Here is a 25,055-nt window from a genome sequence, read left to right on the forward strand (position 1 = left end):
CCCGCATCCTGCCCTGTGACCGTCCGTGGTGGTGCGGCTGCGGACGGCGGGCGGCGGTCGGGGGGCTCCCGGAACCGCCTACCCTTGACCCATGACCACCAGCAGCGACCGGAGCCCGGCAGTGGACGTCTCATCGCCCAAGACCTACGAAGTACGCACCTACGGGTGCCAGATGAACGTCCACGACTCCGAGCGATTGTCCGGCCTGCTCGAAGGCGCCGGTTACGTCAAGGCCCCCGAGGGGTCCGACGGTGACGCCGACGTCGTCGTCTTCAACACCTGCGCGGTCCGCGAGAACGCCGACAACCGGCTGTACGGCAACCTCGGCCGCCTCGCGCCCATGAAGACCAAGCGCCCCGGCATGCAGATCGCGGTCGGTGGCTGTCTGGCGCAGAAGGACCGCGACACCATCGTGAAGAAGGCGCCCTGGGTGGACGTCGTCTTCGGCACGCACAACATCGGCAAGCTGCCCATCCTGCTGGAACGCGCGCGCGTGCAGGAAGAGGCGCAGGTAGAGATCGCCGAGTCCCTGGAGGCGTTCCCCTCCACGCTGCCGACCCGGCGCGAGAGCGCCTACGCGGCCTGGGTCTCGATCTCCGTCGGCTGCAACAACACCTGCACCTTCTGCATCGTCCCGGCGCTGCGCGGCAAGGAGAAGGACCGCCGCACCGGCGACATCCTGGCCGAGATCGAGGCCCTGGTCGGCGAGGGCGTCTCCGAGATCACGCTGCTCGGGCAGAACGTCAACGCGTACGGCTCGGACATCGGCGACCGTGAGGCGTTCAGCAAGCTGCTGCGGGCCTGCGGGAAGATCGAGGGCCTGGAGCGCGTCCGCTTCACCTCCCCGCACCCGCGCGACTTCACCGACGACGTCATCGCCGCCATGGCCGAGACGCCGAACGTGATGCCACAGCTGCACATGCCGCTCCAGTCCGGCTCGGACACGATCCTCAAGGCGATGCGCCGCTCGTACCGGCAGGAGCGTTTCCTCGGGATCATCGAGAAGGTGCGCGCCGCCATGCCGGACGCGGCGATCTCGACCGACATCATCGTGGGCTTCCCCGGCGAGACCGAGGAGGACTTCGAGCAGACCATGCACACGGTCCGCGAGGCCCGCTTCACCAACGCCTTCACCTTCCAGTACTCCAAGCGCCCCGGAACCCCGGCCGCGACCATGGACGGGCAGATCCCCAAGGAGGTCGTCCAGGCGCGCTACGAGCGTCTCGTCGCCCTCCAGGAGGAGATCTCCTGGGACGAGAACAAGAAGCAGGTCGGCCGCACCCTGGACCTGATGGTCGCCGAGGGCGAGGGCCGCAAGGACGGCTCCACCCACCGTCTCTCCGGCCGCGCCCCGGACAACCGCCTCGTCCACTTCACCAAGCCGGACGAGGAGGTCCGCCCGGGCGACGTGGTCACGGTCGAGATCACCTACGCCGCCCCGCACCACCTCCTCGCCGAGGGCGCCGTCCTGAACGTGCGCCGCACGCGCGCGGGCGATGCCTGGGAGAAGCGCAACGCGGCCGAGGCGGCCAAGCCGGCGGGCGTGCTGCTGGGCCTGCCGAAGATCGGCGTACCGGAGCCGCTGCCTGCGGCTACGGGGGGCTGCGCGGTCGACTGAGCCCAAGTCATACTCGTCGTCCGGCAGCGGCGGACGAGGGGCGGGACATGGCGCGTTGGGTGGTCGTGGTGCAGGCCGGGCTCGGGGAGTCGTACGACATCGACGAGGCGGAACACTTCGAGGGCACCCTTGAACAGGCCCGCGCCCGGCTCTACGAGCTCGCCTGCACGCATCGGCCGAGGTTTGGGCTGCGCCAGCGGAGTCGGCAGGTCTACCGGATCGGCGACGGGGACGCGTACTACGCCAAGATCGAGGGCGCGATGTCCACGCATCGGGTGCTGTACCGGCTGGCGGAACTGGCGTGGAGCACGGATTCCGAGCCGAACCCCTGCCAGTAGGCTCCGATCATGCTTGTCGCCGCCGCCGTCTGCCCCTGTCCGCCGCTGCTCGTGCCCGAGGTCGCCGCGGGAGCCGCGCCCGAACTGGACGCGGCACGGGCCGCGTGCACGGATGCGCTGGGGGTGCTCGCCGCCGCCCGGCCGGATCTGCTCGTCGTCCTCGGGCCTGCCGAGCAGAGCGGGCGGGGGACGCATCCGGGGGGTACGGCGGGTTCGTTCCGCGGCTTCGGAGTGGATCTCGACGTCCGGTTGGGCACGGGCGACGGCGCGGACGAGAGCACTGACCAAGGCGCGGCGGCCGGACGTGAGCTGCCCCCCTCCCTCGCCGTCGCCGCCTGGCTCCTGGAACGCACCGGATGGTCGGACGCCCCGATCGAGGGACTCGGCGTGGGGGAACCTCTGGCCGCCGAGCGGTGTATTGAAGTCGGACGGGAAATCGCCGCGCGGGCCTCGCGCGTGGCGCTGCTGGTGATGGGCGACGCCAGCGCCTGCCGCACGCTCAAGGCACCTGGCTACCTCGACGAGCGCGCGGCCCCCTTCGACGCGGAGGTCGCGCGTGCGCTGGGGGCGGCGGACGTGGCGGCCCTCGCGGCGCTGGACGTGGAGCTGGCCTTCGAGCTGAAGGTCTCGGGGCGTGCCCCGTGGCAGGTCCTCGCGGGCGCGGCCGAGGGCGCGGGTCTCGGCGGGGAGCTGCTGTACGAGGACGCGCCGTACGGCGTGGGATACGTGGTGGCGACCTGGTCCTGACCGTTCACAAAACGGCGGACGGCCGGGAGCGCTGAGCCCCGCGGCCGTCCGTCGGTGTGCCGTTCAGGAAGCGGGCGGCGGTGCGGACGGGGGCGTCGTCGTGCCGCCGCCCATGCCGTCGTCCTTGTGCGCGAGTCGGTCCATGGCGTCCTTGGCCTTGCCCGTGCCCGTCTGGATCTTGTCGCTGTACTTGCCCTTGGTCTTCTCGTCGACGACCTTCGCGGCCTTGTCGAGACCGTGCTGGATCTTGTCCCCGTGCTGTTGTGCGAGGCCGGAGACCTTGTCCTTGGCCGGGCTGAGCTTGGCTTTCAAATTGTCCAGGAGACCCATCGTTCACCTTCCCGCGCGGGGCAGTTATGTGCGGGCGCCCTCGCCGGCCTCGCTGTCGGCCGCCTCCTCGGCGGACTGCTGCTTGGGGATGTCGACGCCCTCGGCGGCACGGCCCTCGACGGCCTCCGTCGCCGTCGCCTCAGCCGTGTCCCGGGCTTCGGAACCTGCCTCGGCTCCGGCCTCGGAACCGCTGTCGGACCCGGCTTCGGAACCTGCCTCGGTCTTGGCCTCGGCCGTGGTCCCGGCCGACCCCTTCGCCTCTGCCGCCTCCGCCTCGGATTCGGCCGTCAGCGTGGCGGCCCCTGCCTCGGCGGTTGACGCCTCCTCCGTAGCCTTCGACCTCCGGAGAAGTCGTGCGAAAACGCCCATATCCACTCCATACGTTACTCGTGCGGGGGAAATCCCGCGTTGCCCGGTGCGTCCGTTTGCGTCACCCGGGGCGCCGCCCCTCGAAACCGACGGCGAAAACCTCGCAACAGGCAACGACCCCGGAGGTGTGCCGTCACGTAACTCGTTCGAGGCCATGCCCCGACGTTTGCGAGACTGGGTCGGTGAGCAGCGCACCCCCCGCCCCCCGCGTCATCGCCGTCGTCGGACCCACCGCGGCCGGAAAGTCCGATCTGGGCGTCTTCCTGGCCCGGCGTCTCGGCGGTGAGGTCGTCAACGCCGACTCCATGCAGCTCTACCGAGGGATGGACATCGGCACCGCCAAACTGACGCCCGAGGAGCGCGACGGCGTCCCGCACCACCTGCTGGACATCTGGGACGTGACCGTCACCGCCTCCGTCGCCGAGTACCAGCGGCTCGCGCGCGAGCGGATCGACGCGCTTCTGGCCGAGGGCCGCTGGCCGATCCTGGTCGGCGGGTCCGGGCTGTACGTCCGCGGCGCCGTCGACAACCTGGAGTTCCCGGGCACCGACCCCGAGGTCAGGGCGCGACTGGAGGACGAGCTCACGCTCCGCGGCTCCGGCGCCCTGCACGCCCGCCTGGCCGCCGCCGACCCCGAAGCCGCCCACGCGATCCTGCCCAGCAACGGCCGCCGGATCGTCCGGGCCCTCGAGGTCATCGAGATCACCGGCAAGCCCTTCACCGCCAACCTCCCCGGCCACGACTCGGTCTACGACACCCTCCAGATCGGCGTCGACGTCGCCCGCCCCGAACTCGACGAGCGCATCGCGCGCCGTGTCGACCGGATGTGGGACGCGGGCCTTGTGGAGGAGGTGCGGGAGCTGGCGGCGCACGGGTTGCGCGAGGGGCGTACGGCCTCGCGCGCGCTCGGGTACCAGCAGGTCCTCGCGGCGCTCTCCGGGGAGTGCACGATGGAGGAGGCGCGGGCCGAGACCGTACGTGCCACCAAGCGCTTCGCGCGCCGCCAGGATTCATGGTTCAGGCGCGACCCGAGGGTGCACTGGTTGAGTGGGGCTGCGGCGGATCTCACAGAACTTCCGCAGCTCGCACTGGCGTTGGTCGAACGACCGGTTACAGCCTGATCACGTCCTGGCATCGGGACGCTCAGGCCGTCATCCGGCCCTCCGGCGCCGTGCCATCATCGAGCTTCGATCGACCAAGTGGAGTCCGAGTTGGGAGGGCGCGTGGCGATGGAGGCCGGCCCTCGCGACACCGCACAAGGCACCGAGCCCCTCACCGTCGACGACGGTGAATCGGAACAGGACGGGGACCGTCTGAGCCCTGACGGGCCCGACGACACCCAGGGCGGCGTCACCGCCGACGGCCCCGAGCCCGAGGAGATGTTCGCGGGCGGCCCCGAGGTCGAGGTCGAGCTGCGCCCCCAGCGCCGCATGCGCATCTGGCAGCTCGCCCCCATCGTCTCCCTGGCCGCACTCGGCTCGCTGATGTTCGCCTTCCCGCTCGCCTTCGACTTCGGCGACAGCGGCGCGGTGATCGCGATGCTGGGCCTGCTGATCTGCTCGTGCGCGGCCGGCTGGGGCATGATGGCCGCCCGCCGCGTCGGTTACACGTGGCCCGGCTGGCCGCAGCGGGGCTCCGGCCGGCGCGTGGACTGGCGCGTGGCACTGCTGTACGCCGTGCTCGTGGCCGGGGTGGTCGCGCTGGCGGTGTTCCGCGTGGCCAGACTGCGCTGACCTCCACGCGCGCGTGAGGCGCCGTACGGCCACGCATGCGTGGACAGCGCGTGGGAAGGGGGAGGCCGTACGGCCGTCGGTGTCCCGGTGTCGTACCCACCCCGTACGATCGAGGAATGAGCACGCGGATCGCCTTCCTCAAGGGACACGGGACCGAGAACGACTTCGTGATCGTCCCCGACCCCGAGAACGCCATCGACCTCTCCCCGGCCGCCGTCGCCGCCCTGTGCGACCGCCGCGCGGGCATCGGCGCCGATGGTGTGCTGCACGTCGTGCGGTCCGCCGCGCACCCCGAGGCGAAGGCCATGGCCGCCGAGGCGGAGTGGTTCATGGACTATCGCAACGGCGACGGTTCGATCGCCGAGATGTGCGGCAACGGCGTACGCGTCTTCGCGCGCTACCTCCAGCACGCCGGGCATGTCACCGAGGGCGACCTAGCCGTGGCCACGCGCGGGGGCGTGAAGACCGTGCACATCGCCAAGGACGGTGACGTCACCGTCGGCATGGGCAAGGCGCGTCTGCCCGAGGGGGACGTCACCGTGAGCGTCGGCGAGCGCAGCTGGCCCGCGCGCAACGTGAACATGGGCAACCCGCACGCCGTCGCCTTCGTGGACGACCTCGCCCACGCGGGCAAGCTCTTCGACCCGCCGCCCTTCAGCCCGGCCGCCGCCTACCCGGACGGGGTCAACGTGGAGTTCGTGGTCGACCGCGGCCCCCGCCATGTCGCCCTGCGCGTGCACGAGCGCGGCTCCGGCGAGACCCGGTCCTGCGGCACGGGCGCGTGCGCCGTCGCCGTGGCCACCGCCCGCAGGGACGGCGCGGACCCGGCAGCGGACGGCACGCCGGTGACGTACACCGTCGACGTGCCCGGTGGCACCCTCGTGATCACCGAGCGGCCCGACGGCGAGATCGAGATGACCGGTCCCGCGGTGATCGTGGCCGAGGGTGAGATCGATGCGGAATGGCTGGAAAACGCGGTTCGCTGAGCGAGCGAATCGTGGGGTTCGGTGGGACCGGCCACCGGGATCCGTAGCTCCGGGCAGCCGGAATGCTGGGAAACGACGGAGCGTCGCAGGTCCGGTGGCTCGAAATCGTAAACCTGGAAACCATCGCTCGAATGGGTGATCCGTTTCACGCTCGACGAGAGGCGGTCAGCCGCGCGTGGTGGGCTCGGTAGCATCAAGCACCGGCCCGGACGGGGAAATGCCATCCCCTGAGCCGTGTCCGCCATGGGGCACCCCGTCCGCCGGTCCACGCAGCCGGAGGTGCCCATGAGTGCGGAGGCCACGAACCCCGCGACCCCAGGTCCGGTCACAGGACCTGCGGCGCGCTGGCGGGCGCGGATCGACCTGCGCCGCCTGGGCCGCGCCGCCCTGCTGGGCCCGGCGGCCCGAGACCGGCTGCCCGACGCCATCAGCCATGTCGTCGAGGCCCACCGCGCCCACCACCCCGACGCCGACCGCGAGATCCTGCGCCGCGCCTACGTCCTGGCCGAGTCCTCGCACCGCGGCCAGATGCGCAAGAGCGGCGAGCCTTACATCACCCACCCGCTCGCCGTGACCCTGATCCTCGCCGAACTCGGCGCCGAGACCACGACGTTGACGGCCTCCCTGCTCCACGACACCGTCGAGGACACCGATGTGACGCTCGATCAGGTCGGCGAGCAGTTCGGCGCCGAGGTGCGCTATCTCGTCGACGGCGTCACCAAGTTGGAGAAGGTCGACTACGGCGCCGCCGCCGAACCCGAGACCTTCCGCAAGATGCTCGTCGCCACCGGCAGCGACGTCCGTGTGATGTCGATCAAACTCGCCGACCGGCTCCACAACATGCGCACCCTCGGCGTCATGCGCCCCGAGAAACAGGCGCGCATCGCCAAGGTGACCCGCGACGTCCTCATCCCCCTCGCCGAACGCCTCGGCGTCCAGGCTCTGAAGACCGAGCTGGAGGACCTGGTCTTCGCGATCCTGCACCCCGAGGAGTACGAGCACACGCGCGAGCTGATCGTCGACAACGCCTCCCGCGCGGACGACCCCCTCGCGGAGATCGCCGACGAGGTCCGCGGCGTCCTGCGCGACGCCGACATCCAGGCCGAAGTCGTCATCCGGCCACGGCACTTCGTCTCCGTCCACCGCGTCGCCCGCAAGCGCGGCCAGCTGCGCGGTGCCGACTTCGGCCGACTGCTGGTGCTCGTGAACGAGGACGCGGACTGTTATGGCGTACTCGGCGAACTCCACACCTGTCTGACGCCGGTCGTCTCGGAGTTCAAGGACTTCATCGCCGTACCGAAGTTCAACCTGTACCAGTCGCTGCACACCGCCGTCGCCCGCGGGGACGGCCAGGTCGCCGAAGTCCTCATCCGCACCCACCAGATGCACAAGGTCGCCGAGGCCGGCGTCATCGCGCTCGGCAATCCCTACGCTCCTCCCTCGGAGGAGCCCGTCGACGGTGAGCGCGAGGACCCCACGCGCCCCGGCTGGCTCTCCCGCCTCCTCGACTGGCAGGAGGCCGCGCCCGACCCCGACACCTTCTGGTCGACGCTCCGCGAGGACCTCGCCCAGGACCGTGAGATCACCGTCTTCCGCCCCGACGGCGGCACCCTGGGCCTGCCCGAGGGCGCGACCTGCGTGGACGCGGCCTACGCACAGTACGGCGAGGACGCGCACGCGTGCATCGGCGCCCGCGTCAACGGCCGTCTGGCGACCCTCAGCACCGTTCTGCGGGACGGTGACACCGTCCAGCTCCTCATGGGCCAGGACCCCGCCTCCGAGCCCTCCAGGGAGTGGCTGGAGCACGCGCACACGCCCGCCGCGCGGATCGCCATCCAGCGGTGGATCGCGACGCATCCCTCGCACGAGGAACGGCACGAGGAGACCCGCGAGGCGGCGCCGCGATCCGCCGCCGGGGCGCAGTTCGCGGACGGCCCACTGGTCCGCCCGGGCGGCGCCGACCTCCTCGTCGACCAGCCCGGCGCGACCGTACGGCTGGCCGGCTGCTGCACGCCCGTACCGCCCGACGACATCACCGGCTTCGCCGTGCGCGGGGGAGCGGTCACCGTGCACCGCGTCGGATGCGCCGCGGTGGCGCGGATGAAGGACTCGGGGCGCACGGAGGTCGGCGTGCGCTGGGGCGACACCACCCAGTGCCGGGTCACGCTGTTCGCTGAATCGTTCGGCCGCCCCCATCTGCTCGCCGACCTCACCGAGGCCATGGCCCTCGAAGGCGCCGAGATCGTCTCGGCGACCGTCGAACCCCCCAGCCAGCAGCGCGTCCGCCACACCTATACCGTCCAGCTCCCGGACGCGGCCCTGCTGCCCGCGCTCATGCGGGCGATGCGCAACGTCCCCGGGGTGTACGACGTGAGCAGGGCGCAGACGCCGGGGGCGTGACGGGACAAGCCGCCGGGGAGCCTGTCGGACGCGCACCGACAAAAGCCCGAGGCACGCGCCTCGCACGGCCCGCATCCGACCAGCCCGTTACCCGTTCGGGTGGGCCGGTCGCGCGTCGTCGCCGTACGGCACACGCGCGCTGGTAGCGGTGGTGCATGCTGCTCACCCCCCATGCCAGGAGCCCACGTCGGCAGAAGGCCGCCGCGCTGCTCGCCTCGGCCGTCTCCGTCTGTCTCGTCGCCGCGAGCGCCCCCGCCGCCCAGCTGGGCGTCGGCGACCGCCTCTTCCCGCACCTGGGCAACCCCGGGTACGACGTGGCGTCGTACGACCTGTCCTTCACCTATCCCGGTTCCAACAGCAAGCCGCTGCAGGCCGTCACCACGATCGACGCCTGGACGACCGCCGAACTGCAGCGCATCAACCTCGACTTCGCGCACGGCAAGGTCAAGTCGGTCGAGGTCGACGGGGAGCCCGCCAGGTTCGCGGGCGCGGGCGAGGATCTCGTGGTCACGCCCGAGGAACCGCTGCCCGGCGGGAGCTGGATGCGGATCACGGTGAAGCACACCAGCGATCCCGTCGCCGCCGAGGACCGGGACGGCGGCTGGGTGCGGACGACCGACGGGCTCGCCATGGCGAACCAGGCCGACGCCGCCCATCTGGTGTTCCCGTGCAACGACCACCCCTCCGACAAGGCGATGTTCACCATCCGGGTCACCGCGCCCGACGGCTACACCGCCGTCGCCAACGGACTGCCGGCCGGGGTGAGCCGGGTCGCCGGGGAGACCACCTGGACGTACCGGACCCAGCACCCCATGGCCACCGAGCTCGCACAGGTCTCCATCGGCCGCTCCAGCGTGCTGCACCGCGAGGGCCCGAACGGACTGCCGATTCGTGACGTCGTACCCACCAAGCACCGCAAGGCGCTCGAACCCTGGCTGGAAAAGACGCCGGAGCAGATCCGCTGGATGGAGGACAAGCTCGGCCGCTATCCCTTCGAGACGTACGGCCTGCTCGTGGCCGACGCCGACACCGGCTTCGAACTCGAGACGCAGACCCTCTCTCTCTTCGAGAGAGACCTGTTCACCGAGCCCGCCTATCCCAAGTGGTACGTCGAGTCGATCATGGTGCACGAGCTGGCCCACCAGTGGTTCGGCAACAGCGTCAGTCCGCGCAACTGGTCGGGCCTGTGGCTCAACGAAGGGCACGCCACCTGGTACGAGGCCCTGTACGCCGAGGAGAAGGCCGGCCGGACCCTGGCTGCGCGCATGAAGGCTGCATACGGCGCCTCCGACCGCTGGCGCGCCGCCGGCGGGCCCCCGGCCGCACCCAAGGCGCCGGACGCCGGCCAGAAGATCAGCATCTTCCGTCCCAACGTGTACGACGGCGCCGCACTCGTCCTGTACGCCCTGCGCGAGCGGATCGGCCGCCCGGCCTTCGAGGAGCTGGAGAGGGCCTGGGTGAGCCGCCACGAGGACGGCGTCGCCACGACCGCCGACTTCGTCGTGCTCGCCCAGGAGATCTCCGGGCGCGACCTGGACGGGTTCTTCCAGGACTGGCTGTACGGCAAGAAGACCCCGCCGATGCCGGGGCACCCGGACTGGAAGTCGGTGGCGCCCGCCAAGGAGGGCGCCGGGAAGGCGGCCTCCGGGGAAAGCACCCGCTGAGGAAGTGGTCGCTGAGGAAGCAGTCGCTGGGTGAGCGGCCGCGAAATAAGGCGGTGACGAGACGCCCCGTGCCGTGCGACCATCTTCGGGTCGGCGCGGCACGGGACACGGGAATCTCCCGGGGTACTCGTGCGTTGAGCACAGTGACCGGCGGTGCGATCGCCGTGGTCGCCGTGATGATCGCCGTATCGGAATCCCCAACGACGTAAGGACCCAATGACCTCCTCTTCATCCCCTTCCCAGGACTCGCAGCGCTTCGCGCACACATACCCCGAAGGTCTTCGGGCCGATGCCCTGATGGAAGAGGACGTCGCCTGGAGCCACGAGATCGACGGAGAGCGGGACGGCGACCAGTTCGACCGCTCCGAGCGCGCGGCTCTGCGCCGCGTGGCGGGCCTCTCCACCGAGCTCGAGGACGTCACCGAGGTCGAGTACCGCCAGCTCCGGCTGGAGCGGGTCGTCCTCGTCGGCGTCTGGACCACGGGGACCTCGCAGGACGCGGAGAACTCCCTCGCGGAGCTCGCCGCCCTCGCGGAGACCGCGGGCGCGCTCGTGCTCGACGGCGTCATCCAGCGCCGCGACAAGCCCGACGCGGCCACCTACATCGGATCCGGCAAGGCCACCGAGCTGCGGGACATCGTCCTGGAGACCGGCGCCGACACCGTCATCTGCGACGGTGAGCTCAGCCCGGGCCAGCTCATCCACCTCGAAGACGTCGTCAAGGTCAAGGTCATCGACCGTACGGCCCTGATCCTCGACATCTTCGCCCAGCACGCCAAGTCCCGAGAGGGCAAGGCACAGGTCGCGCTCGCGCAGATGCAGTACATGCTGCCGAGGCTGCGAGGCTGGGGTCAGTCGCTGTCCCGTCAGATGGGCGGCGGCAAGGGCGGCGGCCTCGCCACCCGTGGTCCCGGTGAGACCAAGATCGAGACGGACCGGCGTCGGATCCGCGAGAAGATGGCGAAGATGCGCCGGGAGATCGCGGAGATGAAGACCGGCCGCGAGATCAAGCGCCAGGAGCGCAAGCGCAACAAGGTGCCGTCCGTGGCCATCGCGGGCTACACCAACGCCGGCAAGTCCTCGCTGCTCAACCGCCTGACCGGCGCCGGGGTCCTGGTCGAGAACGCCCTGTTCGCGACCCTGGACCCGACCGTCCGGAGGGCCGAGACGCCCAGCGGGCGCCTGTACACCCTCGCCGACACGGTTGGCTTCGTACGGCACCTGCCGCACCACCTGGTCGAGGCGTTCCGCTCCACCATGGAAGAGGTCGGCGAGTCCGACCTGATCCTGCACGTGGTGGACGGCTCGCACCCGAACCCGGAGGAGCAGCTGGCCGCCGTGCGCGAGGTGATCAGGGACGTCGGTGCCACCGGCGTGCCCGAGATCGTCGTGATCAACAAGGCCGACGCGGCGGACCCGCTGACGCTGCAGCGGCTGATGCGGATCGAGAAGCGCTCCATCGCGGTCTCGGCCCGTACCGGCCAGGGCATCGACGAACTGCTCGCGCTCATCGACAACGAGCTCCCGCGGCCGTCGGTCGAGGTCGAGGCGCTCGTGCCGTACACCCACGGCAAGCTCGTCGCCCGCGCACACAACGAGGGCGAGGTGATCTCCGAGGAGCACACCCCGGAGGGCACCCTGCTCAAGGTGCGGGTGCACGAGGAGCTGGCGGCGGATCTGGCGCCGTATGTGCCGGCACCGGTCGTGGCCTGACCGCTTGTTCGCACCGAAGGCCCGCTCCCTGTCCCAGGGAGCGGGCCTTCGGCATGTGCGGCTACTGACCGCCGTACGTCTTGCTCATGCTCTGGTAGATCGCCTCGGCCTCCTGGCCCAGCTGCGGGCCCGCCAGCCAGGTGTTGTCGGCCGGGCCGATCGAGGTGTTCGAGACCAGCTTGGTCTCACCGTCCACCACCCGGAACCAGCCGCCGCCGGACGAACCGCCGGTCATCGTGCAGCCGATCCGGTACATCGTCGGCAGCGTCGAGCTGAGCGAGAGCCGGCCCGGCTGGTCGATGCACTTGAACATCTTCAGACCGTTGTACGGCGCCGCCTGCGGGTAGCCCCAGGCGCCCATCTTGGCGACCTCGGTCGCGGAGGGCGCGGAGAAGTCCACGTCCAGCGCGGCGCCGACCGTCTCCTCCAGCGACTTCGAGCCGGACTCCGGCTTCACATGCAGCACCGAGAAGTCGTATGCCGCACCCGCGCCGCCGGTCTCCGAGCCGCCCGCGATCCACTCGTTGGAGGTCGAGGCCCAGTCCGCCCACCACTGGCCGTAGGGGGCGATCTCGGTGGGGTTGGCGTTGGTCAGCTGGGCCTCGGACTTGCCGTAGTCGTTGTAGGCCGGGACGAACATGATGTTGCGGTACCAGCCGCCGCCGTTGCCCGCGTGCACGCAGTGGCCGGCCGTCCACACCAGGTTGGACTTGCCCGGGTGGTTCGCGTCCTTGACCACCGTGCCCGAGCAGACGGCCGCGCCGTCCGGGGTGTCGAAGAAGATCTTGCCGACCGGCGCCGCGTTCTGGTGGTACGGCGTCTTCTCGGCCGCCGCCTCGACGGGGAGCGGGTCCGGGTCGGTGACGCCCGCGTCGGCCGCCGCGTCCTTCGTCGAGTACGTCTTGTTGGCCTCCTTGGCGGACTTCATCCGCTCCGGCTTCCAGAGGCCCTCGATGACCGGGTTGACGAAGTCCTTGGCCTCTCTGAGCCACTTGTCCTTGTCCCAGTTCTGCCAGCCGCCGTCCTTCCACTTGTCGACGTCGATGCCGTGCTCCTTGAGCTTGCCGGCGAGGTCGGCAGGGATCTCGATCTTGTCCTTGCCGCTGTCGGCAGCCTGGGACGTGGCGGCGTCCGGCTTGTCGCTCGCAGTGTCCGAGCCTTCGCAGGCGGTCGCGGTCAGCGCCAGAGCGGCGACGAGACCGGTGGCGGCGAGAGCGGTTCGACGCCGGCGACTCGTCGTCGCAGACGTACGTGTGGAACGCATGGTGCGGTAACCCCCGTTGGAGCGATCTGTGTATCAGCGATCTGTGTATCAAGGTGCGCGGGTGTCATGTGCGTGTCATGACCGGGGGTCTGTGCGAACCCCCGTCCCGCGACACCCCACTATGCCCGTCGAGTTGAGGGCGAACGGCGACGGGACGGTGAAGGTTTCCGTGAGCCCGTGAGCCCGTGAGCCCGGGGGTTCACGGGCTCGTGAGCCGGTGAGCTCGTGGGCTCGCCGAACCGCCCGTCCCGTCGCCGCCGTTCATCACTGACCGGCGAACTTCTCGCTGACCGAGTCGTACACGCCCTTGGCCACCTCACCCAGCCGCGGTCCGGCCAGCCAGCCCGCGGTCACCGGGCCGATCGAGGTGTTGGACACCAGCGCAGGCTTGCCGTCCGAACCGGTGGCGACCCAGCCGCCACCGGACGAACCGCCGGTCATGGTGCAGCCGATGCGGTACATCGTCGGATCGCTCGCGTTGAGCGACAGCCGCCCCGGCTTGTCCTCGCACTGGTACATCGTCTCGCCGTCGAACGGTGCCGCCGCCGGGTACCCGGTCGCCGTCATGCTCTGGATCTTCGTCGCCGCGGGGGCCTTGAAGTCCACCGGCAGCGCCGAACCGACCGTCTCCTCCAGGGACTTGCCGGTGCCGCCCTCCTCCGGCGTCACATGAATCACCGCGAAGTCGTACGAGGCGCCGTCGCCGCCCGTCGTACCGCCCTGCTCGATCCATTGGTCCGAGGTCTGCGCCCAGTCACCCCACCAGACACCGTACGGAGCGACCTCCTCCCGTGTCGCGTCCTTCAACTCGGCGGTCGCCAGGCCCTTGTCGTTGTACGACGGCACGAACGCGATGTTGCGGTACCAGCCGCCGCTCTTACCCGCGTGGACACAGTGGCCGGCCGTCCACACCATGTTGGACTTGCCGGGGTTGGCTGGGTCCTGCACGACCGTCGCCGAGCAGACCATCTGTCCTTCGGGGGAGTCGAAGAACACCTTGCCCGCCTCGGGAACGCTGTCGTGGTACGTAGGCGCCACAGCCTTCGCGTCCACCGGCGCCGGCTCCGGGTCGGTCACTCCCTGGTCACCGTCGAGGTCGCTGTCGTCGACCTCCTTCTCCGGATCCTCGGCCTCCCGCATCCGGTCCGGGTCCCACAGCCCCTCGATGATCGGGTTGATGTAATCCTCGGCCTCGTGCAGCCAGTCGTCCTTGCTCCAGTCCTTCCAGGCGCCGTCCTTCCACTTGTCGACATCGATCCCGTGCTCCTTGAGCCGGTCCTTGATGTCGTCCGGGATCGTGATCTTCCCGTCGCCCGACGTGGCGGACGAGGCCGCCGCACCGCCGGCCTCGGGGGCGCCCGACTCACAGGCGGTGGCGGTGAGCGCGAGCGCCGAGGCGAGGGCGACGGCGGCCAGCACGGGGGAGGTTCTGCGGCGCGCCCCCCTTCCCCGGTTGACGGTGGACAACGGCCGTATGGATCGCATGATCTGACTCCCCCTGAGGTGGAACGAACTCGGCGCTGTGGCCGTGACCCCCACATCGACACCCCGGCGGCTCTGGCCTGTCCGGTGCCGATCTCCTGTGCGCGCACGGCTTCCTGGAACGGCAACAAACACTATGCGCTCGCTGTGGGGGAGCGCCGACGGAACGGCAACGGTTTCGCTACGGGCTTGCTGGCCTGGTAATTCGCCCAGGGGCGGGCTGGTTTGACGCCCCTGTCGCCGCTTGACGTGTATGCCGTGCCTGGTGATGCACCGGCTGTCGGCGGTGCATCGGTGTCCGGGTATCGGCGGTGCGTCGGTAGCCGGGTGCCAGCGGTGTGTCTGTGGCGGGCCGTGAACTTGGCGCCGACGTCGGTGCCGTTGGCCGGTGGCAGGCCCCAGGCCCCAGGCGCTTGGAGCGGACGTGGGCTTCGTCGCCCGCCCACATCGTGTCCCTCGGCCTCGGCGGGCGCTCGGTGAGGAACGGTTCCGCTCGCCGGGTATCCGTCGTGCCGCCCACCAGCCGTTCCGGGTGAGGGCCCCGCCGCCGACTGTTCCTTCGTCGCAAGGATCTTGAGGCAACCCGTAACCGGGTGAACCCTCCGGGGTTGGTAGCGGTGGGGGGCCTGCTGTCCGAATGCGGTCCCCTGTGCTCGTGGTGTGACATCGCCCGCCCGTGGCACGGGACGACAGCGGGAGGACAGGGAGTCGTGGCCGAGTCTTCGCACGGCGGGTACGCGTCCGATGCGATCCTGCGGCGCCAGTCCGCACGCGAGCCGGCGGCGCGCACCTACCCGCGTGCCCTGCCGATCGTGCCCGTGCGGGCTCGCGGACTGACCATCGAGGGCGCGGACGGCCGCCGCTACCTGGACTGCCTCTCCGGCGGGGGCACCCTGGCCCTGGGACACAACCACCCGGTGGTACTGGAGGCGATCCGCAAGGTCCTCGACTCGGGCGCGCCCTTGCACGCCCTCGACCTCGCGACACCCGTCGAGGACGCCTTCGTCACCGAGCTCTTCCACACCCTGCCGCCCGGTCTCGCCGACCATGCGCGCGTTCGGTTCTGCGGACCGGCCGGGACGGACGCGGTGCAGGCCGCCTGCGACCTGGTGCGGGCGTCGACCGGAAGCACCGGGATCCTCGCCTTCACCGGCGCGTCCCACGGCATGACCAACGCGGCACTCGACACCCCGGGGGGCGTCGCTGACGTACGTGTCACCCGCCTGCCCTATCCACAGGATCACCGCTGCCCGTTCGGCACCGGCGGAGCGCACGGCGCCGAACTCGCCGCCCGCTGGAGTGAATCGCTGCTCGACGCCCCCCGGTCCGGCATCCCCGACCCCGCCGGGATGATCGTCGAACCCGTCCAGTCCGACGGCGGTGTGCTTCCTGCGCCGGACGCCTGGCTGCGACGCATGCGGCACATCACGGCGGCCCGCTCCATCCCCCTCATCGCCGACGAGGTCGAGACGGGCGTCGGCCGCACCGGCACCTTCTGGGCGGTGCAGCACAGCGGCATCACTCCCGACGTGATGGTCCTCTCCAAGGCCATCGGCGGCAGCCTGCCGTTGTCTGTCCTGGTCCACCGCGACGACCTGGACGCCGGGGAACCCGGCACCCACACCGACACCGACACCTTCCGCGGCAACCAACTCGCCATGGCCGCAGGCACCGCAACCCTCGCCCACGTCCGCGAGAACGCTCTCGCCGAGCGCGCGTCCCTGCTTGGGGCTCGGATGCTTGCCCAACTCGGCGAACTGCGACGGCAGTTCTCGTGCGTGGGGGATGTGCGGGGGCGGGGGTTGATGTTGGGCGTGGAGCTGGTGGATGCGTTGGGGGGAAGTAGGGGTGGGGGAGGGGATGGGAGCGGGGGTGCCGGGGTCGACGGTGCTTGGTGCGGGGGTGTCGATGTCGACGGTGCTTGGTGTGGGAGTGCCGAGGGTGGTCGTGCTTGGGGCAGGGGTGTCGAGGTTGGCCGGGCCGGGGCCGGGGGTGGTCACCGGGGCGGGGGCGTCGAGGTTGGCAGGCCCCCGTGCCGGGATCAGCACGTTGGTGGTGCCCGGTGCGGGGGTGCGGAGGGCATGGCTGGCGGACCTCTTCCTGCCGCTCCCGAACTCGCCGCTGCTGTCCAGCGCGAGTGCCTGCGCCGTGGCCTCATCGTCGAACTCTGTGGCCGCCACGCGAGCGTAGTCCGCCTCCTTCCGTCCCTGACGATCACCGACGAGCAGGTGGACGCGGTGCTCGACCGCCTTTTCGACGCGGTGGAGGCCGTGGCTTGCGGCCAGATACATCGGCCGTGCCATGCGGACCAGCGGGGCCACGCGGAAAAGCGGGGCCACGCGGAAAAGCCCGCTCATACACGCCATCGCCACGACGATCACGCGGCATGCGCCGGCTAGCCCGCGAAAGCGAGACCAGCCACGGCCGAACAACCCCTCGAACACCGGGACTTGGGCCAACCCCGACCCTCTGCTCCTCAACGACATAACACCTCCACTCGAACCACTCATCACCTGAGGGGCCACAGACGCGACCCACTCCCACACCGCCGCACAACATCTCGCCCCCGCATCGATTCAGCACTCCCTCACGAGGAACACAGCCTTGAACACCACGCCCGCACCCGACAGCCCGGTCCACACCCCCATGCGAGGCATCCCCACCACGGAGGCTCCCGGGCGGCCCCGGACCGGACGGACGGCCACCGCGGCACCCCGTCCGCAGGAATGGGTTCCGGAGCAGGGGCGGGGTGCCGAGGGAGGACGGCACTCGGCGGAGGGGCGAGGCTTGGGGGAGGTAACGGCCCCAAGTCGGGAAGGAAGTGCGGCAAGCCCAGATCAGGAACGGGTTCCCAGGCAGGGCAGTACCCCCGCGCCCAGGACCCGGCCGAACACCGCCTGGCTGCGCGGCACCTTCACCGACCTCCTGGACCATCCCGACCCGCACACCGCGGCCCAGTCAGCCGCCGTGGAGAACCTGCTGCGCTGCTGGGTACGCGAAGCCGACGTCCCCACTCCCGCCGACGACACCCTCCACATCCCCCTGCCCGCCAGCGGTACCGCTCTGCTCGCCCCCGTCCACTACTGGTCCCCGACGGGCTGCCATCGCTTCGGCCCGCCTCGCCTCGCCGGTGCCCCCGAACAGTCGCCGCCCGTCGACGCCGTCACGCTCGCGGCACTGTTCACCAGGGAGAGCTTGGAGGAGAGCCCCGCCACACCGGCCGACGGCACCGACCTCGTCGCGCGCGTAGCCGACTCCGTCCGCCGAATCGCCACCTTCATCAGCGAGCGCAGGAAGCATCCTTCCGACGAGCCAGACCTCTTCCTCGCCGCCGAACAGGCTCTGGTCCTCGGCCATCCCCTGCACCCGACACCGAAAGGCCGTGAGGGGCTCTCCGAGGTCGAAGCGCGGTTGTACTCACCCGAGTTGCGCGGTTCCTTCCCTCTCCACTGGATCGCTGTCGCTCCTTCCGTACTCGCCACCGACTCGGCCTGGACCGAGCGAGGACGCCCGATCCCCGCCGCACAGCTCACGGCGCGCCTCGCCGAGTCCGGACTTGGCCTGCCCTTCCCCGACGGTCATGCGCTGCTGCCGCTGCACCCCTGGCAGGCTCGAGAGGTTCGGCATCACCCCGCGGCGGCGGCCCTGTTCGACGCGGGATTGCTCCGGGACCTCGGAGCACATGGCTCTCCATGGCATCCCACCTCCTCTGTACGTACCGTTCACCGCTCCGGCGCCCCTGCCATGCTCAAGCTGTCCCTGGGCCTGCGCATCACCAACTCCCGCCGTGAAAATCTCCGTAAGGAACTCCATCGGGGCGTCGAGGTCCACCGCCTTCTGCGCAGCGGGCTCGCCGAACAGTGGCAGGCCGCTCATCCCGGTTTCGACATCGTCCGCGACCCGGCCTGGCTCGCCGTAGATGGGCCGGACGGCAGCCCCGTGCCGGGACTGGACGTGATGATCCGGCACAATCCGTTCCGCCCCACCGACGACGTCTCCTGCATCGCGGGGCTCGTCTCACCCCGGCCCTGTGTGCGGGAGAGCACCGATACCTGCACCGATACACGCACAGACACTGGCACCGACACCTGCATCGACGCCTGCACCGCCAAGGGACCTGCCGCAGGCGGCGGCAAAGCCGACCGGTCGGCGGTCATGGGGTCCCGTCTCGCCGATGTCGTCACGCGGCTCGCCGGCCGAACCGGGCGGCCGCTGGGGGCTGTCGCCGCGGAGTGGTTCCTGCGCTACCTGGAGCAGGTCGTCCGGCCGGTGTTGTGGTTCGACGCGGAGGCGGGCATCGCACTGGAGGCGCATCAGCAGAACACGCTGCTTCTCCTGGACGGTGAGGGCTGGCCCGTGGGCGGCCGCTATCGGGACAACCAGGGCTACTACTTCCGTGAGTCCCGGCGTGCGGAACTCGATGCCCGGCTGCCCGGTATCGGGAAGCACAGCGACACGTTCGTCTCGGACGAGGTCACCGACGAGCGCTTCGCGTACTACCTCGGGATCAACAACGTTCTCGGTCTCATCGGGGCGTTCGGCTCGCAGGGCCTGGCCGACGAACGGTTGCTGCTTGCGGCCTTCCGCCGCTTCCTCGGCGGCATCGCTTCGGGGCCCGCCCGGCTGCGCACTTCACTCCCCGCCCGTCTGCTCGACTCACCGGTCCTGCGCTGCAAAGCCAACCTCCTGACCCGACTGCACGGTCTCGATGAACTCGCCGGCCCGGTCGACACCCAGTCCGTCTACGTCACCATCGCCAACCCCCTGCATCTGTGATCACCGCCAAGCCGCCACACCTGCGATCACCGGCGTGTCCCAGCACATGCCGCCACCGCCATGTCCCTGCGCCTGGCATCGCTGCCCCTCCTTCACTCGTGATCACCGTCAACTCCCTTCATTCCTGAGGAACATGCCCCTATCCGTCTCCTGAGAGGAGCGTCGCCGTGCCTCACACCGACGCGAGCACCGACGCCGGAACCACTCCCACCACCGATGCCGGCATCTGTACCAACCCCGGCCCCAGCCGCAACCCCGGCCCTGGCCTCAGCCCCGACGCAGACCGTGGCCCGTGCCTGGGCACGGACAGCGAGGACACCCTCGAATTGCGCCTGCCCGACGAGTTCCTCGCACTCATCGCGAACGAAGCCTCCGACAGCAGTGGGGAACAAGGCGACGGCTCAGCTGAGGGACGCGCTGCCACAGCCACCCGGCCCGACGACGACCTCCTCGACCGTGTCGCCGACTGGGGGCCGGTGACCACGCCTGTGGGCATGTTCCACCTGGTTCCCGTACACGCCGAGCGAGATCTTCCGCTCGTCAGCAGCTGGATGAACGACCCCACCGTCGCGAAGTTCTGGGAGCTGTCCGGTCCCCGGAAGCTGACCGGAGACCACGTTCAGGCCCAACTCTCGGGAGACGGCCGCAGCATCCCTTGTCTCGGTGTGCTGGACGGCACGCCGATGAGCTACTGGGAGATCTATCGGGCCGACCTAGACCCGGTGGCCCGCCACTATCCAGCCCGGCCTCATGACACCGGTATCCACCTCCTCATCGGTTCAGTCGTGGACCGCGGGCGAGGTCTGGGCAGTACCCTGCTCAGGGCCGTCGCCGACCTCGCTCTGGACCAGCGGCCCGCCTGCGCTCGTGTCATCGCGGAACCCGACATCCGCAACACCCCCTCCGTCTCCGCTTTCCTCAGCGCCGGTTTCCGGTTCTCCGCCGAGGTCGACCTGCCCGGCAAGCGGGCCGCCCTCATGATCAGAGACCGGTCCCTGCGTGACGTGCTGTAACGCCACGTCTCGGCCCAGTCACTTTTGGTACACCGCTCGCGCCGTCCCGGTTCCCACTCGCGCCCCACCTTTTTCTGTCCTGCGCGACACACCGCGTCGTCGCTCGCGCAGGACCGAGGTGCCGCGAGCACGGTGTGGGTCGCCGAGCCGTACAGGCGTCGACCAATACAGCGGCGGCGTGACGGCGTACGCGGTCACGGGCGGCAGGCCCCGCGGCGCCCGAGCAAGGGGCCATCGCATACACCTGACTGATCCCGGCCGTAATTGACCGATCCGAGCCGTGGTCGGTTGCCGTCTCGCGCAATCGGACGAAATCCGTCTGCAAGCGACCCGCGATCGACCGATAACAGCACAGCCTCGGCCTCAAGCGAACCCATCCGATCTCCACTCCGACCGCCCACGGTCCCGATCCTGTCCCTCTCCTCCCCCTGGACCTCTCGGTTGTCAGTGGTGGGCCGTAGGGTTGTCGCGCTATGACAAAGCCCTCACTCCCCGAACTCCTGCATGCTGCCGTCACTGCCGTCGGCGGCACGGAGCGCCCCGGTCAGGTGACCATGGCCGAAGCCGTCGCGGAGGCAGTCGACGACGGCTCTCATCTGCTGGTCCAGGCCGGCACCGGCACCGGAAAGTCGCTCGGCTATCTCGTGCCTGCGCTGGCGCACGGGGAGAGAGTCGTCGTAGCCACCGCCACCTTGGCCCTGCAGCGCCAGCTGGTGGAGCGGGACCTGCCGCGCACGGTCGATGCCCTGCACCCCCTGCTCCGCCGCCGCCCGGAATTCGCGATGCTCAAGGGCAGATCGAACTATCTGTGTCTGCACCGGCTCCATGAAGGCGTTCCGCAGGACGAGGAGGAGGGGCTCTTCGACCAGTTCGAGGCGGCCGCGCCCACCAGCAAGCTGGGCCAGGACCTGATGCGCCTGCGTGACTGGTCGGACGAGACCGAGACCGGCGACCGCGACGACCTCACCCCCGGCGTCTCCGACCGGGCCTGGGCGCAGGTGTCCGTCTCGTCGCGCGAGTGCCTGGGAGCGACGAAATGTGCGTACGGCGCCGAGTGCTTCGCCGAGATGGCCCGTGAGCGCGCCAAGCTCGCCGAGGTCGTCGTCACCAACCACGCGTTGCTCGCCATCGACGCCATCGAGGGCGCCCCGGTCCTTCCGCAGCACGAGGTGCTGATCGTCGACGAGGCGCATGAGCTGGTCTCCCGGGTCACCGGGGTCGCCACCGGCGAGCTCACCCCGGGGCAGGTCAACCGTGCGGTGCGGCGCGCGGCGAAGCTCGTCAACGAGAAGGCCGCCGACCAGCTCCAGACTGCCGCCGAGGGCTTCGAGCGGCTCATGGAACTCGCCCTGCCGGGCCGTCTGGAGGAGATCCCCGAAGATCTCGGCTATGCCCTCATGGCACTGCGCGACGCCGCTCGCACCGTCATCTCCGCGATCGGCGCAACCCGCGACAAGTCCGTCCAGGACGAGGACGCCGTCCGCAAGCAGGCCCTGGCCTCCGTGGAGACCGTGCACGACGTGGCGGAGCGGATCACGAACGGCTCGGAGTACGACGTCGTCTGGTACGAGCGCCACGACCGCTTCGGTGCCTCCCTGCGTGTCGCTCCCATGAACGTGTCGGGCCTGCTCAGGGAGAAGCTCTTCGCGGACCGTTCCGTCGTTCTGACCTCGGCGACCCTGAAGCTCGGCGGTGACTTCAACGGCGTCGGAGCCTCCCTCGGACTGGCCCCCGAGGGCATCGAGGGAGACGACCTCCCGCAGTGGAAGGGCGTCGACGTCGGCTCGCCCTTCGACTATCCGAAGCAGGGCATCCTGTACGTCGCCAAGCATCTCTCGCGCCCCGCGCGCGACGGCGACCGCGCGGACATGCTCGACGAGCTGACGGAACTGATCCAGGCGGCAGGCGGCCGCACTCTGGGCCTCTTCTCCTCAATGCGGGGAGCCCAGCTCGCCGCCGAGGAATTGCGTTCGCGTATCCCCGAGTTCCCGATCCTCCTCCAGGGCGAGGAGACCCTCGGCGAACTGATCAAGAACTTCGCCGCCGACCCGAAGACCTGCCTCTTCGGCACCCTGTCGCTGTGGCAGGGCGTCGACGTCCCCGGTCCCAGCTGCCAGTTGGTCGTCATGGACAAGATCCCCTTCCCGCGCCCCGACGACCCGCTCATGAGTGCCCGGCAGAAGGCGGTGGAGGACGCCGGCGGCAACGGCTTCATGGCGGTCGCCGCCACACACGCCGCGCTGCTGATGGCACAGGGCGCCGGCCGCCTCGTCCGGGCATCCGGCGACCGCGGTGTGGTCGCGGTACTGGATCAGCGGCTCGCCACGGCGCGGTACGGCAGCTACCTCAAGGCGTCACTGCCCGACTTCTGGTACACGACGGACCGTAACCAGGTCCGGAAGTCGCTGGCCGCGATCGATGCGGTGGCGAAGCAGGCGGAGGCCGAGTGATCGGGAGGGTTGGTCTGGCGCGCCGCCGCGCCAGACCAACCCTCCCGATCCAGAACAACCCGCTGTCGGGGTCCTGTGCCGCACACGACCCCGGACAGCACAGGGCCCCGGAACCGGCGCAGGGGTCCCGGGGCCCGGTCAGTGGGCGGACCCCGATGTGGTCCGCCCGCCGCAGCCGTCACACGCGGCGTAGCACCGCCACCACCTTGCCGAGGATGGTCGCGTCGTCTCCGGGGATCGGCTCGTACGCGGCGTTGTGCGGGAGCAGCCAGACATGGCCGTCCTCGCGCTTGAAGCGCTTGACGGTGGCCTCGCCGTCGAGCATGGCGGCGACGATGTCGCCGTTCTCGGCGACCGGCTGGCGGCGGACCGTGACCCAGTCGCCGTCGCAGATCGCGGCCTCGATCATCGAGTCGCCGACGACCTTCAGGACGAACAGCTCACCGTCACCGACGAGCTGGCGAGGCAGAGGGAAGACGTCCTCGACGGACTCCTCCGCGAGGATCGGGCCACCGGCGGCGATGCGGCCGACGAGCGGGACGTACGACGCGGCGGGCTTGCCGGCGGTGTCCGTGGGCTGCACGGAGGCCGCCTGGTCGGAGCCGCGCACCTCGTACGCGCGCGGGCGGTGCGGATCGCGGCGCAGGAAGCCCTTGCGCTCCAGTGCCATGAGCTGGTGTGCGACGGAGGAGGTGCTGGAGAGGCCGACCGCCTGTCCGATCTCCCGCATGGACGGCGGGTAGCCGCGCCGCTGCACGGAGTCCCTGATGACCTCGATCACCCGGCGCTGCCTGTCGGTGAGTCCCGAGCTGTCGGCTCGGATGCCTGGAGGTCGGCCCGGTAGGGAGCGCTTGTGTCCCTCGGGATTCACGGCTTCGTTCATCGCATGCACCGGCTCGAGTCGGCCCTGGGAGCGGTCCTGGGCAGTGATGGTGGCACTGTCTGCGGTGGTGGTCACGTCGGCCCCTCTCGATGGTCTCCCTGCTGGACAACGGTAGTTGCTTTCGAAAGGTTGCGCCAAACACACGTTCGAGTGAAAAATCGCGGACTGCCTGACGCGATCATGTGTCTGGGTGTATGGCTGACGTGGCGTCCGACGGACAAAAGAGCCTATTGCTGTACTCTTCACCGCCGGATGGCGACCTCGCGGGTTGTCGCCCCAGTCTGCCATCCGACCCCCGGCTGACAGGGGCCAGGCCCTCATCTGCGCGGGAGCCCCACGCGCCCTCCGTGTGGCGCCCACGGTATCTCCGCATGCGTGGCAGCGGTACGCCCGTGCACGACCGCTCCGGGCGTGGCGGCGTGGTCGTGCGGCACATGCCAATACAGGCGCGACACGCGCGTACGGCGTGTTTAGGGTGACGATCCCTACATCTAGTGCTTGGATTGCTACAGCAGCCCAGAAGTTGTGGTCCCCCGGGTCTTCACGCCCTCTGCGATCGCCTATGCTTGGGGCTGCTTCGAGGGGCTCATGAGGCCCGGCGAGGCTATTGATGCTGCTGTGAGGAGGGTTGGGAGTTCATGCACTGCCCCTTCTGCAGGCACCCCGACAGCCGCGTCGTCGACAGTCGTACGACGGACGACGGCACGTCGATCCGCAGGCGCCGTCAGTGTCCGGACTGCTCCCGTCGTTTCACGACCGTGGAGACGTGTTCGCTGATGGTGGTCAAGCGGTCCGGAGTCACCGAGCCTTTCAGTCGTACCAAGGTCATCAACGGCGTGCGCAAGGCATGCCAGGGACGGCCTGTCACCGAGGACGCGCTCGCCCAGCTCGGCCAACGGGTCGAGGAGGCGGTGCGGGCCACCGGAAGCGCCGAGCTGACCACCCATGACGTGGGGCTGGCCATACTCGGCCCGTTGCAGGAGCTCGACCTGGTCGCCTATCTGCGATTCGCCTCCGTCTACCGGGCGTTCGACTCGCTCGAGGACTTCGAGGCCGCCATCGCGGAGCTCAGGCAACCGGCGGAACGCCCCGCCGCGGACGACGATGACCGCGAAAGTGCTGTTGCGGGGAGCCAGGAAGACGATCGCGGGTCGGGAGAGGCCGTACCGGTCCCCGAGCCCGCACGCGCCGCCGACTGATCGGCGGGCCGGAGCCGGGCGGAGACCCCGGGACCGGCCGGACGGCGGCGATCGAAGACCTGTTGCGGGCGATAGCGAGTGGGTGCCCGC

At 70.2% G+C, this 25,055-nt stretch carries 19 protein-coding genes; 14 read left to right on the forward strand and 5 right to left on the reverse strand.

All coding sequences use genetic code 11. The features are described 5' to 3' along the window. Positions 1-91 precede the first annotated feature (91 nt). The 3 genes from miaB to PH203_RS05125 are packed head-to-tail and all read left to right on the forward strand — an operon-like array spanning position 92 to position 2,703. On the forward strand, positions 92-1,618 hold the full coding sequence (gene miaB, locus PH203_RS05115) for a tRNA (N6-isopentenyl adenosine(37)-C2)-methylthiotransferase MiaB (protein ID WP_289916734.1): 1,527 nt from the start codon (positions 92-94) through the stop codon (positions 1,616-1,618). Positions 1,619-1,665: 47 nt separating this feature from the next. Next, on the forward strand, positions 1,666-1,956 hold the full coding sequence (locus PH203_RS05120; RefSeq protein WP_289916736.1) for a hypothetical protein: 291 nt from the start codon (positions 1,666-1,668) through the stop codon (positions 1,954-1,956). 9 nt (positions 1,957-1,965) lie between these two features. Beyond that, on the forward strand, positions 1,966-2,703 hold the full coding sequence (locus PH203_RS05125; protein WP_289916738.1) for a class III extradiol dioxygenase subunit B-like domain-containing protein: 738 nt from the start codon (positions 1,966-1,968) through the stop codon (positions 2,701-2,703). Positions 2,704-2,766: 63 nt separating this feature from the next. Here the strand turns inward: PH203_RS05125 and PH203_RS05130 are convergent, their stop codons facing one another. Together PH203_RS05130 and PH203_RS05135 are read right to left on the reverse strand one after the other, a co-directional pair. Continuing rightward, complete coding sequence (locus PH203_RS05130) at positions 2,767-3,033, reverse strand: antitoxin (RefSeq protein WP_289916740.1); 267 nt, start codon at positions 3,031-3,033, stop codon at positions 2,767-2,769. Between the two features lie 24 nt (positions 3,034-3,057). Then, positions 3,058-3,402 (reverse strand): hypothetical protein, encoded by a 345-nt coding sequence (locus PH203_RS05135; RefSeq protein ID WP_289916741.1) that lies wholly within the window; start codon positions 3,400-3,402, stop codon positions 3,058-3,060. 182 nt (positions 3,403-3,584) lie between these two features. Here PH203_RS05135 and miaA point away from each other — a divergent pair, with 182 nt between their 5' ends. The 6 genes from miaA (at position 3,585) to hflX (ending at position 11,898) form a co-directional block, all read left to right on the forward strand. Continuing rightward, positions 3,585-4,523: a tRNA (adenosine(37)-N6)-dimethylallyltransferase MiaA gene (miaA, locus tag PH203_RS05140; protein ID WP_289916743.1), complete on the forward strand. Its 939-nt coding sequence runs from the start codon at positions 3,585-3,587 to the stop codon at positions 4,521-4,523. Positions 4,524-4,631: 108 nt separating this feature from the next. Beyond that, positions 4,632-5,135, forward strand: coding sequence for a hypothetical protein (locus PH203_RS05145; RefSeq protein ID WP_289918233.1), 504 nt, complete (start codon positions 4,632-4,634; stop codon positions 5,133-5,135). Positions 5,136-5,251: 116 nt separating this feature from the next. Continuing rightward, positions 5,252-6,121 (forward strand): diaminopimelate epimerase, encoded by an 870-nt coding sequence (dapF, locus tag PH203_RS05150; RefSeq protein WP_289916745.1) that lies wholly within the window; start codon positions 5,252-5,254, stop codon positions 6,119-6,121. A 285-nt stretch (positions 6,122-6,406) separates the two neighbouring features. Further along, positions 6,407-8,521, forward strand: coding sequence for an HD domain-containing protein (locus PH203_RS05155; protein ID WP_289916747.1), 2,115 nt, complete (start codon positions 6,407-6,409; stop codon positions 8,519-8,521). 155 nt (positions 8,522-8,676) lie between these two features. After that, complete coding sequence (locus PH203_RS05160; protein ID WP_289916749.1) at positions 8,677-10,185, forward strand: M1 family metallopeptidase; 1,509 nt, start codon at positions 8,677-8,679, stop codon at positions 10,183-10,185. Between the two features lie 216 nt (positions 10,186-10,401). Then, positions 10,402-11,898, forward strand: coding sequence for a GTPase HflX (gene hflX / locus PH203_RS05165; RefSeq protein ID WP_289916751.1), 1,497 nt, complete (start codon positions 10,402-10,404; stop codon positions 11,896-11,898). Between the two features lie 61 nt (positions 11,899-11,959). On the opposite strand, the gene PH203_RS05170 is transcribed toward hflX, so the two are convergent. Both PH203_RS05170 and PH203_RS05175 read right to left on the reverse strand, forming a co-directional pair. Then, positions 11,960-13,162 carry a hypothetical protein gene (locus tag PH203_RS05170; protein WP_289916754.1) on the reverse strand — a complete coding sequence of 401 codons (1,203 nt, stop codon included), beginning with the start codon at positions 13,160-13,162 and terminating at the stop codon, positions 11,960-11,962. Between the two features lie 264 nt (positions 13,163-13,426). Next, positions 13,427-14,647: a hypothetical protein gene (locus tag PH203_RS05175; protein WP_289916756.1), complete on the reverse strand. Its 1,221-nt coding sequence runs from the start codon at positions 14,645-14,647 to the stop codon at positions 13,427-13,429. Positions 14,648-15,354: 707 nt separating this feature from the next. Here PH203_RS05175 and PH203_RS05180 point away from each other — a divergent pair. The 4 genes from PH203_RS05180 to PH203_RS05195 all read left to right on the forward strand — a co-directional run bounded on the left by PH203_RS05180 (position 15,355) and on the right by PH203_RS05195 (position 22,883). Continuing rightward, the gene (locus PH203_RS05180) at positions 15,355-17,043 is read left to right on the forward strand and encodes an aminotransferase class III-fold pyridoxal phosphate-dependent enzyme (protein WP_289916758.1); all 1,689 of its coding nucleotides are present in this window, start codon (positions 15,355-15,357) and stop codon (positions 17,041-17,043) included. 388 nt (positions 17,044-17,431) lie between these two features. Beyond that, the gene (locus PH203_RS05185; RefSeq protein ID WP_289916759.1) at positions 17,432-19,420 is read left to right on the forward strand and encodes an IucA/IucC family protein; all 1,989 of its coding nucleotides are present in this window, start codon (positions 17,432-17,434) and stop codon (positions 19,418-19,420) included. A gap of 167 nt (positions 19,421-19,587) precedes the next feature. Beyond that, positions 19,588-20,433 (forward strand): GNAT family N-acetyltransferase, encoded by an 846-nt coding sequence (locus tag PH203_RS05190; RefSeq protein WP_289916760.1) that lies wholly within the window; start codon positions 19,588-19,590, stop codon positions 20,431-20,433. A 473-nt stretch (positions 20,434-20,906) separates the two neighbouring features. After that, positions 20,907-22,883: an ATP-dependent DNA helicase gene (locus PH203_RS05195; RefSeq protein ID WP_289916761.1), complete on the forward strand. Its 1,977-nt coding sequence runs from the start codon at positions 20,907-20,909 to the stop codon at positions 22,881-22,883. A 178-nt stretch (positions 22,884-23,061) separates the two neighbouring features. On the opposite strand, the gene lexA is transcribed toward PH203_RS05195, so the two are convergent. After that, a complete protein-coding gene (gene lexA / locus PH203_RS05200; protein ID WP_059198553.1) occupies positions 23,062-23,841 on the reverse strand; it encodes a transcriptional repressor LexA in 780 nt (259 codons plus the stop codon). A gap of 563 nt (positions 23,842-24,404) precedes the next feature. Between lexA and nrdR the strand changes: the two genes are divergently transcribed. Beyond that, positions 24,405-24,965, forward strand: a complete 561-nt coding sequence (gene nrdR / locus PH203_RS05205) for a transcriptional regulator NrdR (protein ID WP_289916772.1) — start codon at positions 24,405-24,407, stop codon at positions 24,963-24,965. Positions 24,966-25,055: the final 90 nt, after the last annotated feature.

Origin of the sequence: Streptomyces sp. S.PB5 (genome assembly GCF_030403745.1) — a bacterium.
In the GTDB taxonomy this organism is placed as follows: Bacteria; Actinomycetota; Actinomycetes; order Streptomycetales; family Streptomycetaceae; genus Streptomyces.